At 62.7% G+C, this 15,791-nt stretch carries 11 protein-coding genes; 1 reads left to right on the top strand and 10 read right to left on the bottom strand.

The features are described 5' to 3' along the window. Positions 1 to 31: 31 nt before the first annotated feature. The gene (locus tag HZ99_RS05060; RefSeq protein WP_038441671.1) at positions 32 to 940 is read left to right on the top strand and encodes a sugar kinase; all 909 of its coding nucleotides are present in this window, start codon (positions 32 to 34) and stop codon (positions 938 to 940) included. 83 nt (positions 941 to 1,023) lie between these two features. On the opposite strand, the gene HZ99_RS05055 is transcribed toward HZ99_RS05060, so the two are convergent. The 10 genes from HZ99_RS05055 to HZ99_RS05010 form a co-directional block, all read right to left on the bottom strand. Further along, positions 1,024 to 1,299 (bottom strand): peptidylprolyl isomerase, encoded by a 276-nt coding sequence (locus HZ99_RS05055; protein WP_029293742.1) that lies wholly within the window; start codon positions 1,297 to 1,299, stop codon positions 1,024 to 1,026. A gap of 41 nt (positions 1,300 to 1,340) precedes the next feature. Next, positions 1,341 to 3,890: a hybrid sensor histidine kinase/response regulator gene (locus HZ99_RS05050; RefSeq protein WP_038441670.1), complete on the bottom strand. Its 2,550-nt coding sequence runs from the start codon at positions 3,888 to 3,890 to the stop codon at positions 1,341 to 1,343. A gap of 144 nt (positions 3,891 to 4,034) precedes the next feature. Beyond that, positions 4,035 to 5,987, bottom strand: coding sequence for an acetoacetate--CoA ligase (locus HZ99_RS05045; protein ID WP_038441669.1), 1,953 nt, complete (start codon positions 5,985 to 5,987; stop codon positions 4,035 to 4,037). Positions 5,988 to 6,156: 169 nt separating this feature from the next. Then, a complete protein-coding gene (locus HZ99_RS05040) occupies positions 6,157 to 6,930 on the bottom strand; it encodes a 3-hydroxybutyrate dehydrogenase (RefSeq protein ID WP_038441668.1) in 774 nt (257 codons plus the stop codon). 7 nt (positions 6,931 to 6,937) lie between these two features. After that, on the bottom strand, positions 6,938 to 8,329 hold the full coding sequence (locus HZ99_RS05035) for a GntP family permease (RefSeq protein WP_038441667.1): 1,392 nt from the start codon (positions 8,327 to 8,329) through the stop codon (positions 6,938 to 6,940). Between the two features lie 287 nt (positions 8,330 to 8,616). Then, positions 8,617 to 10,023: a sigma-54 interaction domain-containing protein gene (locus HZ99_RS05030; protein ID WP_038441666.1), complete on the bottom strand. Its 1,407-nt coding sequence runs from the start codon at positions 10,021 to 10,023 to the stop codon at positions 8,617 to 8,619. 101 nt (positions 10,024 to 10,124) lie between these two features. Then, a complete protein-coding gene (locus HZ99_RS05025; RefSeq protein ID WP_038441665.1) occupies positions 10,125 to 11,702 on the bottom strand; it encodes an ABC transporter ATP-binding protein in 1,578 nt (525 codons plus the stop codon). A 14-nt stretch (positions 11,703 to 11,716) separates the two neighbouring features. Continuing rightward, entirely contained in the window at positions 11,717 to 12,739 is a 1,023-nt protein-coding gene (locus HZ99_RS05020; RefSeq protein WP_038441664.1) for an ABC transporter permease, read from the bottom strand. After that, positions 12,739 to 13,800, bottom strand: a complete 1,062-nt coding sequence (locus HZ99_RS05015; protein ID WP_038441663.1) for a microcin C ABC transporter permease YejB — start codon at positions 13,798 to 13,800, stop codon at positions 12,739 to 12,741. The genes HZ99_RS05020 and HZ99_RS05015 overlap by 1 nt, the downstream gene beginning before the upstream one ends. Beyond that, positions 13,800 to 15,659 (bottom strand): extracellular solute-binding protein, encoded by a 1,860-nt coding sequence (locus HZ99_RS05010; protein ID WP_038441662.1) that lies wholly within the window; start codon positions 15,657 to 15,659, stop codon positions 13,800 to 13,802. Before HZ99_RS05010 ends, HZ99_RS05015 begins: the two co-directional genes overlap by 1 nt. Positions 15,660 to 15,791 lie beyond the last annotated feature (132 nt).

The raw sequence follows: 15,791 nt of genomic DNA, 5'->3' as shown, positions 1-15,791 counted from the left end.
GAGGCCCTAAAACCCACCCGAGAACCCGAACATGAACCCACATCCGCGCATCGCCCTGATCGGCGAATGCATGATCGAACTGCAACACCGCGCCGACGGCAGCCTGCAGCAGAGCTTTGGCGGCGATACCCTGAACACCGCCGTCTACCTGCGCCGCGAGCTGGGCGCCCACAGCACGGTGGATTACGTCACCGCCCTGGGCGACGATAGTTTCAGCGATGCCATGTGCGCGCAATGGGCCAGGGAAGGCCTCGGCCTGGGCCTGGTCCAGCGTTTACCGGGCCGTCTGCCGGGCTTGTATTGCATTCAGACCGATGCCCATGGCGAGCGCAGATTCCTCTATTGGCGCAATGAGGCGGCGGTGCGCGATTGCTTCACCGCTGCTGGGGCCGAGCCAGTCCTGGCCGCCTTGCCGGGCTACGATGTGTTGTATTTGAGTGGCATCACCCTCGCCGTACTGGGCGAAGTGGGGCGCGCACGCCTGCTGGCCGTGTTGGTGCAAGCCCGCCAGCGTGGCGCCAGGGTGGTGTTCGACAATAATTACCGCCCACGTCTTTGGGCCAGTGTCGAGGCGGCTCGCGAGGCCTACCAGCAGGTGCTGGCGCATGTGGATATGGCCTTGCTCACCGAGGATGACGAACGTGCCCTGTTTGGCTACGCCGATAGCGAACAGGTGTTCGCCGCCTGTCCGGGGATCGATGAAGTGGTGCTCAAGCGCGGGGCGGATGATTGCCTGATTCGCCAGGGCGGCGAGCGTTTTGCAGTGCCGGCGGTGGTGGTCGAGACCGTGGTGGACACCACGGCGGCGGGGGATTCGTTCAGTGCGGCGTACCTGGCCAGCCGGCTAAAGGGCGGCACGCCGCAAGCAGCAGCCCTGGCCGGTCACGGGTTGGCCAGTCGAGTGATACAGGTTCCAGGTGCACTGATCCCCCTGGCCTGACCCACTCCCTGTAGGAGCCGGCTTGCCGGCGATGGCGTCCTCAAGGGCCTCATCCCCGGCAAGCCGGCTCCTGCAAGGGGCTGTCAGTCGCGGTAGAACACCTGCACCAGGTGATAACCAAACTTGCTCTTGATCGGTCCGTGTACCACGCGCAGCGGTTTCTTGAAAATCACCGCATCGATCACCCCGACCATCTGCCCCGGCCGCACTTCACCCAGGTCGCCGCCGCGCTTGCCAGACGGGCAGGTGGAGAACTTCTTGGCCAGCACATCAAAGGCTTCGCCCTTGGCGATACGCTGCTTGAGCTGTTCGGCTTCCTCGCTGGTCTTGACCAGGATATGGCGGGCTTGGGCTTTCATCGGGCGGTTACCTTGCAACGGTCGGGCTTGAAAGCGCGGGATTATGCATCAACTTGGCCTGTGGCGCCGATCATGCTGCGGATTTTCGTGGCCAGCAGGTCAATGGAAAATGGCTTGCCTACCATGTCCATGCCTTCGTCCAGGAAACCCTGGCGCTCGGCGGCGGTTTCGGCATACCCGGTCATGAACAAGACCTTCAACTGCGGGCGATGCTGACGGGCGATTTCCGCCAGTTGCCGGCCGTTCATGCCGGGCAGGCCGACATCGGTCACCAGCAAGTCCACCCGCAGGTCCGATTCGAGCAACGGCAGGGCCGCGCGTGCATCTGCCGCCTGGTGGGCGGTGTAGCCCAATTCATGGAGCAGGTTGACCACCAGCATGCGCACCGCTGCATCATCCTCGACCACCACCACGGCTTCGCCATCCAGCGCCACGGGTGCTTCCATGGGGCTGTGGGGCTGGGTTTTTTCCAGTGCAGTGCCGTGCAGGCGTGGCAGGTACAGGCGCACGCAGGTACCCCGGCCCGGCTGGCTGTGGATCGTGATGTGGCCGCCGGACTGCTGGGCAAAGCCATAAATCATCGACAACCCAAGGCCGGTGCCCTGGCCGATGGGCTTGGTGGTGAAGAACGGGTCGAAGGCCTTGGCCAGGATCTTCGGGGTCATGCCGGCGCCGTTGTCGCACACGCCGAGCATCACGTAGTCGCCAGCCTTGACCGGTTCCAGGGTGGTGATATCAGTGCCGTCGAGGTAGCTGTTGGCTGTCTCGATGCTCAGTTGCCCACCATCGGGCATGGCGTCGCGGGCATTGATCACCAGGTTGAGCAGGGCGTTTTCCAGTTGGCTGGCGTCGGTGTTCACCGGCCAGATATCGTTGCCCAGTTGCACCTTGAGGTCGATATGGGCGCCTTTGGTGCGCAGGAACAGTTCTTCCAGTGACGTGACCAGTTGGTTGGGGTCCAGGGGCCGGCGGTCCAGAGACTGGCGCCGGGAGAAGGCCAGCAGGCGGTGGGTCAGGGCGGCCGCACGGTGAGCCGAGGCCACGGCGGCATCGGTGAAGCGCCCGATCTCATCACTGCGCCCGGCGGCGATATAGCGCTGCATCAGGTCCAGGCTGCCGATGATGCCGGTGAGCATGTTGTTGAAGTCATGGGCGATACCGCCCGTGAGTTGGCCGACCGCTTCCATCTTTTGCGCATGACGCAACGCGTCCTCGGCGCGCTCACGCTCGACCATTTCGTTTTGCAGGCGCTGGTTGGCTTCGGCCAGGGCCTGGGTACGCTGGGCTACACGTTCTTCCAGGTTGTCGTTGAGATGGCGCAAGGCCTCTTCGGTGAGCTTGCGTTCGGTCTCATCGATCACAAAGATGTAGAAACCATTGACCGAACCATCGCCGCTGAAGCGCGGCAGGTATTTCATCAGCGCATGCCGGGGGCGGCCATCGCGGTGGGGCGAGATGGTGGTGAAGCTGCAGGCCTTGCCCTTGAGTGCGGCGGCGATTTTGTCGGCGCGCCCGGCGTACACCTTGGCACCGATCACTTCGAGGATGGTCTTGCCATACAGCTCTTGCGGGGTCAGGCCGTACCAGTCGAGGTAGGCGCTGTTGTTCAGGCGAAAGCGTTCTTCGTGGTCCACATAGCCGATCAGCACCGGCATGGCGTTGATGATCAGTTGCAGTTCGGTCTGGCTCTGGCGCAGGGCTTGCTCGGTGTGCTTGCGTTCGGTCAGGTCCAGGGCCGCGCCGAGAAAGCGCGCCGGTCGGCCGTGGTGATCCTTGTAGCAGCGGCCACGGGCAAACACCCAGCGCACCTGGCCGTTGGCCTGGAGCAGGCGATACTCCTCGGCGTACTCGGTGCCATGGGTAATGCAATGCTTGATGCTGCGGGCGACCATGGCGCGGTCTTGTGGATGCACGCCTTGCAGGTAATCGCTGATGGGCAACTGGTGAGCGTCGATTGGATCAACCCCGTGCAGCAGGGCGAAGTGGCTGTCGGCCAGAAAGCGGTCTTCGCTGATATCCCAGTCCCAGGTGCCCACCGCGTCGGTGGCGGCCAGGGCCAGTTGCAAGCGTTGCTCGGTGTTGTGCTGGGCCCGCAGGCTCGCTTCGGAGCGTTGTTGCAACTCCTGGGCGAGTTGCCGGCGCTCGTTGGTTTCAATGGCCGTCACCAGGATCCCGGCCACCCGGCCGCGTTCGTCGCGAATCGGGCTGTAGGTCAGGTCCAGCCAGATTTCCGTATCGCGGTGGTTGCGTTGCAGGACAAACCGCTGCTCGCTGAAGGTGCGCACCTGGCCGGTGAGGACGGCGCTGTAGATCGGGTCGGTGAAGTGTTGCAGTTCCGGCCAGACTTGATGGGCCGGTTGGCCGAAGGCGCGGGGGTGTTTGTTGCCGGCCAGCAGGGCGAAGCCATCGTTGTAGATCTGCGTGAGTTCGTCGCCCCAGAGCAACAGCATCGGCATCGGTGAGTGGATCACGATATCAATGGCCGTGCGCAGGCTTTGCGGCCAGTGGCTGGCATCACCGAGGGGGCTTGTGGCCCAGTCCAGCCGTGCGATCAGGGCCGCAGCCTCGCTGCCGGTGGGTGATCCGTTCATGTAAGAGTCCCGCGCGTAACGCTCGAAGAATGACAAAGGCCGATTATCCCGCGCTGCGGAAACGGCTGGCTAGCCCTCGAAAAATAGCATGCTTGAGGGGTTTTTCTTCAAATGAGTGCGTTAGTGCTGAAACCTTTCATCTTTCTATGCCAGCTCAGGACGGTTGCGAAACTGCTCCAGGGCTTCGGGGTTGGCCAGGGCATCGGTGTTCTTCACCGGTTCCCCGTGCACGACGTTCCTGACTGCCAGCTCGACGATCTTGCCGCTGATGGTGCGGGGAATATCACTGACGCCGAGGATCTTCGCCGGCACATGGCGTGGTGTGGTGTTGGCGCGGATCACCTCGCGGATCTGCTGTTCAAGGGCGGCGTCCAGTTGTTCGCCGGGATTGAGGCGCACAAACAGCACCACACGCACATCGTCCTGCCAGCGTTGGCCGATGGCCAGGCTTTCCAGGACCTGGGGGATTTTTTCCACCTGACGGTAGATCTCCGCCGTGCCGATACGTACGCCGCCAGGGTTGAGCACCGCATCCGAGCGCCCATGGATCAGCAGGCTGCCATTGGGCCGTTGCTCGGCATAGTCGCCCTGGGCCCACACGCCGGGGAACTGGCTGAAATACGAGGCGCGCAGCTTTTCCCCCTGTGGGTCATTCCATAGGCCGATGGGGATCGCCGGGAAGTGCCGGGTGCAGACCAACTCGCCTTTTTCGCCGATCAGGGGCCGGCCCTGGTCGTCCCACACTTCGATCGCCATCCCCAGGCTCTTGCATTGCATTTCGCCGCGTCGTACCGCCAGCGCCGGGTTGCCGATCACAAAGCAGGAGACGATATCGGTCCCCCCCGACATTGACGACAGGCACAGCTCTTGTTTGATCTCGCGGTACACGTAGTCGTAGCTCTGGGGTGAGAGCGGCGAGCCGGTGGAGATCAGGCCCTTGAGGCTGCCCAGGTCATGGCTGCGGCGTGGTTGCAGGCCGGCTTTTTCCAGGGTTGCGAGGAATTTCGGGCTGGTGCCGAAGACGCTGATGCGCTCCTCGTCGATCAAGTCGATCAGCCGTTCGGGGCCGGGATGAAAGGGTGAGCCGTCATACAGCACCACCGTGGCGCCGACGGCCAACACCGACACCAGCCAGTTCCACATCATCCAGCCGCAGGTGGTGTAGTAGAACAGGCAGTCGTTGCGCGACAGGTCGGCATGCAGGCCGTGTTCCTTGAGGTGGGTCAGCAGCACGCCGCCCGTGCCGTGGATGATGCACTTGGGCACGCCGGTGGTGCCGCTGGAATAAAGGATATACAGCGGGTGGTTGAAGGGCACGGCGACAAAATGCGGCTCGCCCCTCGGGTGGTAGAAGTCATTCCACAGCGCCACGTTGGCCTGGGTCTGGTAATCCTCGATACGTGCCTCGGGCCGGGCATAGGGCACGATGATCAGTTGCTGCAGGGAGGGCAGGCGTTCGAGGATTTCATTGAGCTTGGCGCTCTGGTCGATCAGCTTGCCGGCGTAGCGATAACCGGCGCAGGTGATCAGCACCTTGGGTTCGATCTGGCCGAAACGATCGATCACGCCTTGGGTGCCGAAGTCTGGCGAAGAGCAGGACCAGATCGCCCCGAGGCTGGTGGTGGCGAGCATGCCCACCAGGGTTTGCCAGGTATTGGGCATACACGCTGCAACCCGATCTCCCAGGCCCACGCCCGCCGCTTGCAGGCTGCGCTGCAGGCCGGCGACGTGTCGGGCCAGGTCGGCATAGGTCAGTTGTTCGCGCTGGCCGTCTTCGCTGATGGCGACGACGGCCGGGTGGTCGTCGCGGCGGCGCAGCAGATGCTCGGCAAAATTCAGGGTGGCGTCGGGAAACCATTGGGCGCTGGGCATCTGTACGCCTTCCACCAGCACGGCGCTGGGCGGCGTACGCCACTGCACGTCGAAGAACTCGACAATCGCCGCCCAGAAGTCCGGGCGCTGGTCGATGCTCCATTGGTGCAGGGTAGGGTAATCGTTGATCTGCAAGGCGTGGCGATCATTGATAAAGCGCCGGAACTGGTCGATCCGGGTGTTGTGGATGCGTTCGGGGCTGGGTTGCCAGAGGATATCGGACATAGGCTCGTCTCTTGTTCTTGTCGCAGATGTTTGACACTGCAAAGACCCCAAGGTGGGAGCGGGCTTGCTCGCGAAAGCAGTGTGTCAGTCAACCTATTCATTGCTGAAACACCGCTTTCGCGAGCAAGCCCGCTCCCACATTTGGATAGGCGTTTTTCGCAGGGTGGGTTTATTGGGCCAGCCAACCTCCATCGATATTCCACGCCGCGCCACGCACTTGGCTGCCGGCCTCGCTGCACAGGAACAGGACCAGCTCGCCCAGTTGCGGTGGGGTCACGAATTCCAATGATGGCTGCTTCTCGGCCAGCAGGTCATGCTGGGCCTGCTGCGGGTCAACGCCTGCGGCGATGCGATCATCGATCTGTTTTTGCACCAGTGGCGTCAGCACCCAGCCGGGGCAGATGGCGTTGCAGGTCACATTGCTGGTGGCGGTTTCCAGGCCCACGACCTTGGTCAGGCCGATCACCCCGTGCTTGGCTGCGACATACGCCGCCTTGCCCACCGAGCCGACCTGGCCGTGGACCGAGGCGATATTGACGATCCGCCCCCAGCCCTTGGCCTTCATGCCCGGCAGGCTCAGGCGCGTGCTATGGAACACCGATGAAAGGTTGATGGCGATGATCGAGTCCCAGCGCTCCGCTGGAAAGTCTTCTACCGCCGCCACATGCTGGATGCCCGCGTTGTTGACCAGGATGTCGATGCCGCCGAACTCGCGCTCGGCGTAGGTGACCATTTCGGCGATCTGCGCCGGGTCACTGACGTCGGCCGGGTGATGGCCGACCTTGCCGCCAAAGGCCTGCACCTGGGCGATCACCGCGCTGGCATCGCCAAAGCCGTTGAGAATCAGGTTGGCACCGGCCTTGGCCAGGCTCAGGGCAATCCCCAGGCCGATACCGCTGGTGGAGCCGGTGACCAGGGCGGTCTTGCCGTTCAATGTCGTCATGAAAACCTCACACAATGCCGGTGGCGTAGAAAGTACCGATGACCACGAACACCGCGAGGGTCTTGATGATCGTGATGCCGAAAATGTCCTTGTAGGCTTCGCGGTGGGTCAGCCCGGTGACGGCCAGCAACGTGATCACCGCGCCATTGTGGGGCAGGGTGTCCATGCCGCCGCTGGCCATGGCCGCGACCCGGTGCAGCACTTCCAGGGGGATATTGGCGGCATGGGCTGCCGAAATAAAGCTTTCGGACATGGCCGCCAGGGCGATGCTCATGCCGCCCGAGGCTGAACCGGTGATGCCGGCCAGCAGGGTCACGGTAATCGCTTCGTTGACCAATGGGTTGGGGATGCCCTTGAGCCAGTCCGCCAGCACCAAAAAGCCTGGCAATGAGGCGATCACTGCACCAAAGCCGTATTCCGAAGCCGTGTTCATTGCCGCCAGCAGCGCGCCGCTGACCGCGCTTTTACTGCCTTCGGCCAACTTGCTCTTGATGGCCTTGAAGCCAAACACCAGGACCATGATGATCCCCACCAGCAACGCGGCCTGCACGGCCCAGATGGCGGTGAGCTTGGCGATTTCGGTGGTGACCGGCGCGCTCATGCCTGGCAGGGCAAGGCTGTGGGTCTTGCCGTACCACTGCGGGATCCAGTGGGTGAACAGCAGGTTCATCACCCCCACCAGAATCAGTGGCGACAGGGCGATCCACGGGTTGGGCAGGCTCAGGTCCTCGGCGGTTTCCGGCTCGTTGCGCAAATCGGTGCCATAGCCTTCACCGGCGCGTTGGGCCTTGTTGCGCTGGCGCGCCAGGTACAGCATGCCGGCGCAGAACACAAAGATCGTGCCGATCAGGCCCAGCCAGGGCGCGGCCCAGGCGGTGGTGTTGAAGAAAGTGCTGGGGATGATGTTCTGGATCTGCGGTGTGCCGGGCAGGGCGTCCATGGTGAACGAGAATGCGCCCAGGGCGATGGTCGCCGGGATCAGGCGCTTGGGGATATTGCTCTGGCGGAACATCTCGGCGGCGAATGGGTACACCGCGAACACCACCACAAACAGTGACACACCGCCGTAGGTCAACAGGGCGCATACCAGCACGATCACCAACATTGCCTGGCGGGTGCCGAGCAAGCGAATGGCCGCCGCGACGATCGAGCGCGAAAAGCCCGACAGCTCGATCAACTTGCCGAACACGGCGCCGAGCAGGAACACCGGGAAGTAGAGTTTGATGAAGCCGACCATTTTTTCCATGAACACCCCGGTAAACGCTGGGGCGACGGCGGAAGGGTCGGTGAGCAGTACGGCGCCAAGGGCGGCAATGGGGGCAAACAGGATGACGCTGTAGCCACGGTAGGCAGCCAGCATCAGCAGCGCGAGCGCCGCCAGGGCAATGATCACACTCATGGTGTGTCTCCATCGGATTGTTATTGTTGTGGGGTAAAACTGTAGGAAGAGGCTATAGCGGGAATTGTGCCATGCTCATAACTTATTGATATTTATGAATATTTAAAGATTTTGGTGATTGGTTTTCGAGTCTTGTCTCTATATCAAGACAAACGAAGTTCCAATGTGGGAGCGGGCTTGCTCGCGAAAGCGGTGTGTCAGCCAATGATTTTGTTGCTGATAGGCCGCTTTCGCGAGCAAGCCCGCTCCCACAATGGGATTGTCTTTGGTTTGAGATGTTTGTCTCTTTATTGAGATTGGGCGATGCCCAACGCCACCATTTTCTTGTACAGCGTCGAGCGCCCCAGCCCCAACCGCTTGGCCGCCTCCACCACATTGCCCTCGCACTGGCGCAATGCTGCAGCGATCAACTGCCGGTCAAAGCGCTCCCGCGCCATGTTGAAGGTCTCGACTTCAACCGGTGCCACGGCATCGCGTTCCACCGGGCTGAACGTACCGATTGCTGCGCGAATCTCCCGCGCATCCAGCACCAGATCATCACTGAGCAAGGCTGCCCGCTCCAGCACATTGCGCAATTCGCGGATGTTCCCCGGCCAGGCATGCTGGGCCAGCAACGCGAGGGCTTCGCGGTCCAGTTCATGCTGGCTGCGCAGTTCTTCGAGGATGGCTTCGCTCAACGCCGGAATATCATCCAGGCGCTCGCGCAGGGGCGGGACATGGATCGGCAATACGTTGAGGCGGTAATACAAGTCGGCGCGAAACGCCCCGCGCCGGATCGCCGCTTCCAGGTCGGTGGAGGTCGCGGCGATCACGCGTACGTCGCTATGGATCATCTCGTTGGAACCCACCGGCTCAAACTCCTTTTCTTGCAGCACCCGCAGCAGTTTGCTTTGCAGGGGCAACGGCATGTCGCCGATTTCATCGAGAAACAACGTGCCGCCCTGGGCGATCTGCAATTTGCCGGGGCGACCCTTGCGGTCGGCGCCGGTGAACGCACCGGGCGCGGTCCCGAAAAATTCGGCTTCCAGCAGGTCATGGGGAATGGCCGCACTGTTGATGCTGACAAAGGCTTTATGGGCGCGCGGCGAGGCACCATGGATGGCCTGGGCCAGCAACTCCTTGCCGGTGCCGGTCTCGCCCAGCAGTAACACCGGCGAATCGGCACTCGCGCTGCGTCGGGCACGGCGCTTGACTTCCAGGCTGGCGGCGCTGGTGCCGATAAAATGCGCGAAGTTGTATTTGCTCTGGCGCGAGCGCAACAGCGAACGGGTCGAGGCCAGTTCCTGTTGCATGCTCAGGTAGCGCTCGATCATCGGCGAGAGGTTGCGCAACTCATCAAACAGGGCAAAGCCGATGGCGCCGATCACCTTGCCAGCATCGTCATGGATCGGCAGGCGCATCACCACCAGTGGGCCTTTGGGGGTGTCCTGGATATCCAGGAGGATCGGCTGGTCACTGCGCACCACCTGGCGCAGCAGGCTGTTGGAGATCACTTGCTCACATGGCTGGCCGATGGCCTGGTCAGCGCTTTTCAGGCCGAAGCGCTTGGCGTAGCGCTCGTTCATCCACACGATATTGGCGTCGCGGTCGACAATCACCGTGCCTTCGCTGGATTGCTCGATGATCTCGAACAGGGACTGGATCGCCAGGCCGCGAACGTGTTGGTAGTCCTTGAGGCTTTCGCTGGTATTCATGGTCGAGGCGCCAAAAAAAATAAATGAACGACCTGATCCCCTGTAGGAGCCGGCTTGCCGCGATGACGATTTCACTGGCGCCATCGCCGGCCAGCCGGCGCCTACAGAGGGAGTTGTGTAGCGGCCAGCAGTTCCTGGGTGTAGGGATGCTGTGGTGAGTCGAACACCTCAACGCTCGGGCCGCGCTCGACCACCTTGCCATCCTTGATCACGATCATGTCGTGGGCCATGGCCCGTACCACCGCCAGGTCATGGCTGATGAACAGGTAGGTCAGACCGTATTTTTCCTGGAGTTCACGCAGCAGCGCGACCACTTGTTTCTGCACGGTGCGGTCCAGGGCCGAGGTCGGTTCGTCCAGCAGCATCAGCGCCGGGCGCAGCACCAGCGCACGGGCGATGGCGATGCGTTGGCGCTGGCCACCGGAAAACTCGTGGGGGTAGCGATGGCGGCTGGCCGGGTCGAGGCCTACATCCTGCAGTACCTTGATCACCTGCGCATCACGCTCCTGGACGCTGCATGGCGCGTGCACTTCCAGGCCTTCGCTGATGATCTGCTGTACCGACATGCGCGGGCTGAGGCTGCCGAACGGGTCCTGGAACACCACCTGCATCTGCTTGCGCCACGGGCGCATCTGGGTCTGGTTCAGGCTGTCGAGGGCCTGGCCCTGGAAGCGGATACTGCCGCTGGAGTCGAGCAGGCGCAGGATCGCCTGGCCCAGGGTGGACTTACCGGAGCCGGATTCGCCGACGATCCCCAGGGTCTTGCCCCGTTGCAGGTCCAGGCTGATGCCGTCCACCGCCTGCAGGTACTGCTTGTGCCGGAACAGTCCGCCACCGATGGGGAAGCGCACACTCAGATCGGCGACCTGCAGGACAGTCTCGCGTTCATCCTGGCACAGCGCCGTGCCGACCGGCTCGGCATCCAGCAGCAGGCGGCTGTAGGGATGTTGCGGGGCATTGAACAGGGTTTGGCAGTCGGCCTGCTCGACAATTTCCCCGGCCTGCATCACGCACACGCGTTGGGCGATGCTGCGCACCAGGTTGAGATCATGGCTGATCAGCAGCAGCGACATGCCCAGGCGTTGCTGCAAGGATTTGAGCAGCCGCAGGATCTTGCGCTGCACCGTCACATCCAGGGCGGTGGTCGGCTCGTCGGCGATCAGCAGTTCCGGCTCGCAGGCCAGGGCCATGGCAATCATCACCCGTTGGCGCTGGCCGCCCGACAACTGATGGGGGTAGGACTTGAGGCGCTCCCGGGGGTTACGGATGCCCACCAGGTCCAGCAGTTCGAGGATGCGGGCCTGGGCCGCCTTGCCGCCGAGGCCCTTGTGCAGAAACAGGGTTTCACCGATCTGCTTTTCGATGCTGTGCAAGGGGTTGAGGGAGGTCATCGGCTCCTGGAAGATCATTGCAATGCGGTTGCCCCGCAGTGTTTGCAGGGTCCTGGCCTCGGCGCCGATCAGTTCCTGGCCACGATAGCGTACGGAGCCTGTGGTAGTGGTGCCGGCCTGGGGCAGCAGTTGCAGGATCGAATGGGCGGTCACTGACTTGCCCGAGCCCGACTCGCCCACCAGCGCCAGGCACTCGCCGGCGCGGACATCCAGGCACAGGTTGCGCACCACGGTCTGGCCGCTGAAGGCGACGCACAGGTCGCGGATCTCGATCAGGTTGTCAGTCATGGATGCATCGCTCTTCATGATCGTGGGTCGAAGGCGTCACGCAGCGCCTCGCCGATAAATACCAGCAGCGACAAAATCAGCGCCAGGGTGAAAAAGGCCGTGAGCCCGAGCCACGGCGCCTGCAGGTTTTGTTTGCCCTGGGCGATCAGTTCCCCCAGGGACGCGCTGCCCGCCGGCATGCCGAAACCGAGGAAGTCCAGGGCGCTGAGGGTGGAAATTGCCCCAGTCAGGATAAACGGCAGGTAGCTCAGGGTGGCGGTCATGGCGTTCGGCAGGATATGCCGGCGGATGATTTTGCCGTCCCCCAGCCCCAGGGCGCGCGCGGCCTTCACGTATTCCAGGTTACGTCCGCGCAGGAATTCGGCGCGCACCACGTCCACCAGGGCCAGCCAGGAAAACAACGCCATGATCCCCAGCAGCCACCAGAAGTTGGGTTCGACAAACCCCGATAGGATGATCAGCAGGTACAGGACCGGCAACCCCGACCACACTTCGAGGATGCGCTGGCCGAGCAGGTCGACCCAGCCGCCGTAATAGCCCTGCAAGGCGCCGGCGGCAATGCCGATGGCGGCGCTGATCACGGTCAGGCCAAGGGCGAACAGGATCGACACCCGCGCGCCGAAGATCACCCGTGCCAGCACATCCCGGGACTGGTCATCGGTGCCCAGCCAGTTCACCGTGGAAGGTGGGCTGGGGGCGGGACGGGTCAGTTCGTAGTTGGGCGTGTCATCGCTGAAGGGGATTGGCGGGAACAGCATCCAGCCGCCGTCTTTCTTGATCAATTGCTGCACGTAGTCGCTGCGGTAGTCGGCCTGGAACGGCAGTTGCCCGCCGAACTGCTGCTCGGTGTAGCGCTTGAACACCGGGAAGTACAACTCGTCCTGGTAGCTGAGCACCAATGGCTTGTCGTTGGCGATCAGCTCGCCGCCCAGGGTCAGGATGAACAGGCCGATAAACAGCCACAGCGACCACCAGCCACGGCGGTTCTGCTTGAAACGTTCGAAGCGCCGGCGAGCGACGGGAGACAGATTGAGCATCAGGCGTTCCTCGCGGCGAAGTCGATACGCGGGTCCACCAGGGTGTAGCAGAGGTCGCCGATCAGTTTTATCAGGAGGCCAAACAAGGTGAAGATAAACAGCGAGCCAAAGACCACCGGATAGTCCCGCGACACCGCGGCTTCGTAGCTCATGCGGCCCAGGCCGTCGAGGGAGAAGATCACCTCGATCAGCAGGGAACCGGCGAAGAACACACTGATAAAGGCCTGGGGGATCCCGGAGATCACCAGCAGCATGGCGTTGCGAAACACATGGCCGTAGAGCACGCGCCGTTCGCTCAGGCCCTTGGCGCGTGCCGTGACCACGTATTGGCGTGTGATTTCATTGAGGAACGAATTTTTGGTGAGAATGGTCAAGGTGGCAAAACCACCGATCACCAGGGCGCTGACCGGCAGCACCAGGTGCCAGAAGTAATCGGCGATCTTGCCGAGGGTGCTCAGTTGTTCGAAGTTTTCCGACACCAGGCCGCGCACCGGAAACCAGTTCAAGGTGGTGCCGCCGGCGAAGACTACGATCAAAAACATCGCAAACAGGAAGGCCGGCATTGCGTAGCCAATGACGATGGCGGTGCTGCTCCAGACATCGAAACTGCTGCCGTGGCGCACCGCCTTGCGAATGCCCAGGGGGATCGACACCAGGTAAGTGATCAGCGTTGCCCACAGGCCGAGGGAAATGGTCACCGGCATCTTTTCCAGGATCAGGTCGATCACCGTGGCGCCGCGGAAGAAGCTGTTGCCGAAATCCAGCTGGGCATAGTTCTTGAGCATCAGCCACAGGCGTTCTGGCGCGGACTTATCGAAGCCGTATTGCTTTTCGATGTCCTTGATCAGTTTCGGGTCCAGGCCGCGACTGGCCCGGGACCCACTGCTGACGCCGTCGCCGGCCGAGCCGCCGACGGCCCCGCCGCCAATTCCCTGCAAGTGGGCGATGGCTTGCTCCACCGGCCCGCCGGGTGCGGCCTGGACGATCACAAAGTTCACCAGCAGGATGATCACCAGGGTCGGGATGATCAGCAGCAGGCGCCGCACGATATAGGCAAACATCAGTGGGCACCTCGCGGCTTGCTCAGTTCGGTTTTCATCTGCTCATTGGTCAGGGGTGTGGGGCTGACTTCCCACCACGACTCCAATGCCTCGTCGTTGCTGGCCTCGATGGCCGGGCGGCCGAAGCGGTTCCACCAGGCGGCCGAGGTGCCGGGCGGGTAGTAATTGGGGATCCAGTAATAATTCCATTGCAACACCCGGTCCAGGGCGTGGGCGTAGCTGAGCATCTGGGCCTGGGTGGTGGCGCGCACCAGGCCGGTGATCAGGGTGTCGACGGCGGGGTTTTGCAGGACGATGTAGTTGTTGGCGCCGGGGTCGAAGGCGGAGGAGGAACCGAAGTAGTTGTACAACTCCATGCCCGGCGAGGTGGTCACCGGGAAGCCGGTGACGATCATGTCGTAGTCCCGGCTCATCAGGCGGTTGACGTACTGGGACGAGTCGATGCGCCGGATGTTGAGCGTGATGCCGATCTGCGCCAGGTTGCGCTTATAGGGCAGCAGCAGGCGTTCGAGGCCGTTTTGCACATTGAGGAAGGTGAACGCCAGCGGCTCGCCGGCCGCGTTCACCAGTTTGTCGCCCTTGGGCGTCCAGCCGGCCTCTTCCAGCAGGGCCAGGGCTTGCAGCTGCTTGTCGCGGATCATGCCGCTGCCGTCGGTGGTTGGCGCCTTGAAGACTTGGGTGAAGACTTCGTCAGGGATCTGCCCGCGCAAGGGTTCGAGAATCGCCAGCTCCTGGGCGTCCGGCAGCTGTGTGGCGGCCAGCGGGCTGTTGGAAAAGTAGCTTTGCTGGCGGATATACAGGTTGCGCATCATCTGCCGGTTGGCCCACTCGAAATCCCAGAGCATGGCCAGGGCCTGGCGCACGCGGCGGTCCTGGAACATGGGCTTTTGCACGTTGAACACGTAGCCCTGGGCCGGCTGCGGGGCTTGCCTGGCCAGGTGCGCGCGTTGCAGGCGGCCATCGTCCAGGGCAGGGCCGTTGTAGCCGATGGAATAGCCGGTGGCGGAGAACTCGCGGTTGAAGTCGTAGGCACCGCCACGCAGGACCTGGCGTGCGACTTCGGTATCGCCGAAATACTCCAGGCCCAGGCGGTCGAAGTTGTACAGGCCGCGGCTGACGGGCAGCTCCTTGCCCCACCAGTCGGGATCGCGCTGGAAGGTGATGGTGCTGCCGGCATTGATCTTGCTGACCTTGTACGGGCCGCTGCCCAGGGGTGCTTCATAGCCGCCGCCGCTGGCAAAATCGCGGCTCTTCCACCAATGTTCGGGGAACACTGGCAGGGTCGCGACATCCAGGGGCAGGGTGCGGTTTTCATTGCTGGAGAAGTCAAAGCGCACTTGCAGGGGGCCTTCGACCTCGACGTGCTTGACGTCGGCAAACAGCGTGCGAAAGCGCAGGCTGCCCTGGGTCATCAGCAGGTTGAAGCTGTAGCGTACATCTTGTGCGGTGATCGGCTTACCGTCGGCAAACCGCGCCTTGGGGTTGAGGAAAAAGCGCAGGTACAGGCCGTCCTCGGCGCGCTCCATCTTTTGTGCCACCAGGCCGTAGACGGTATAGGGCTCATCCAGCGAGCGGTAGGCCAGGGGCGAATACACCCAACCGTCCAACTGGCTGACGCCGATGCCTTTGTCGATATAGGGCAGTACATGGTCGAAGCGCCCGACTTCGAGGGCCGAGCGCTTCAGGCTGCCGCCCTTGGGCGCATCGGGGTTCACATAGTCGAAGTGACTGAAACCGGCAGGGTACTTGGCGGGTTCGCCGTAGACAGTCAGTGCATGTTGAGGGGCTGCGAACGAGGTAGCGCTCGCCAGCAGCAGGGCCAGGGTGGAGCCAACTAACGTGAGGAAGTCCAATCGCATTATCAGCCTTGAGCACCGGGTGAAGAAGGAAGGGGACTTGTACCCTAACCGCACGTGGGTCGCCAGTCACCCAACGGCCACACAAGCACAACGGCCCACCAAAAGGCGGGCCGTTGTGTTCTGCAAGGACGT

Origin of the sequence: Pseudomonas fluorescens (assembly GCF_000730425.1) — a bacterium.
Classification (GTDB): Bacteria; Pseudomonadota; Gammaproteobacteria; order Pseudomonadales; family Pseudomonadaceae; genus Aquipseudomonas; species Aquipseudomonas fluorescens_X.
This window is presented reverse-complemented; position numbering and strand designations above follow the sequence as displayed.

What these genes read in the sequence shown, in the direction of transcription:
- HZ99_RS05035 (WP_038441667.1), bottom strand. Translation starts at nt 8,329, where the DNA reads ATGAGTGTGATCATTGCCCTGGCGGCGCTCGCGCTGCTGATGCTGGCT.
- HZ99_RS05010 (WP_038441662.1), bottom strand. Translation starts at nt 15,659, where the DNA reads ATGCGATTGGACTTCCTCACGTTAGTTGGCTCCACCCTGGCCCTGCTG.
- HZ99_RS05045 (WP_038441669.1), bottom strand. Translation starts at nt 5,987, where the DNA reads ATGTCCGATATCCTCTGGCAACCCAGCCCCGAACGCATCCACAACACC.
- HZ99_RS05040 (WP_038441668.1), bottom strand. Translation starts at nt 6,930, where the DNA reads ATGACGACATTGAACGGCAAGACCGCCCTGGTCACCGGCTCCACCAGC.
- HZ99_RS05015 (WP_038441663.1), bottom strand. Translation starts at nt 13,800, where the DNA reads ATGTTTGCCTATATCGTGCGGCGCCTGCTGCTGATCATCCCGACCCTG.
- HZ99_RS05025 (WP_038441665.1), bottom strand. Translation starts at nt 11,702, where the DNA reads ATGACTGACAACCTGATCGAGATCCGCGACCTGTGCGTCGCCTTCAGC.
- HZ99_RS05055 (WP_029293742.1), bottom strand. Translation starts at nt 1,299, where the DNA reads ATGAAAGCCCAAGCCCGCCATATCCTGGTCAAGACCAGCGAGGAAGCC.
- HZ99_RS05030 (WP_038441666.1), bottom strand. Translation starts at nt 10,023, where the DNA reads ATGAATACCAGCGAAAGCCTCAAGGACTACCAACACGTTCGCGGCCTG.
- HZ99_RS05060 (WP_038441671.1), top strand. Translation starts at nt 32, where the DNA reads ATGAACCCACATCCGCGCATCGCCCTGATCGGCGAATGCATGATCGAA.
- HZ99_RS05020 (WP_038441664.1), bottom strand. Translation starts at nt 12,739, where the DNA reads ATGCTCAATCTGTCTCCCGTCGCTCGCCGGCGCTTCGAACGTTTCAAG.
- HZ99_RS05050 (WP_038441670.1), bottom strand. Translation starts at nt 3,890, where the DNA reads ATGAACGGATCACCCACCGGCAGCGAGGCTGCGGCCCTGATCGCACGG.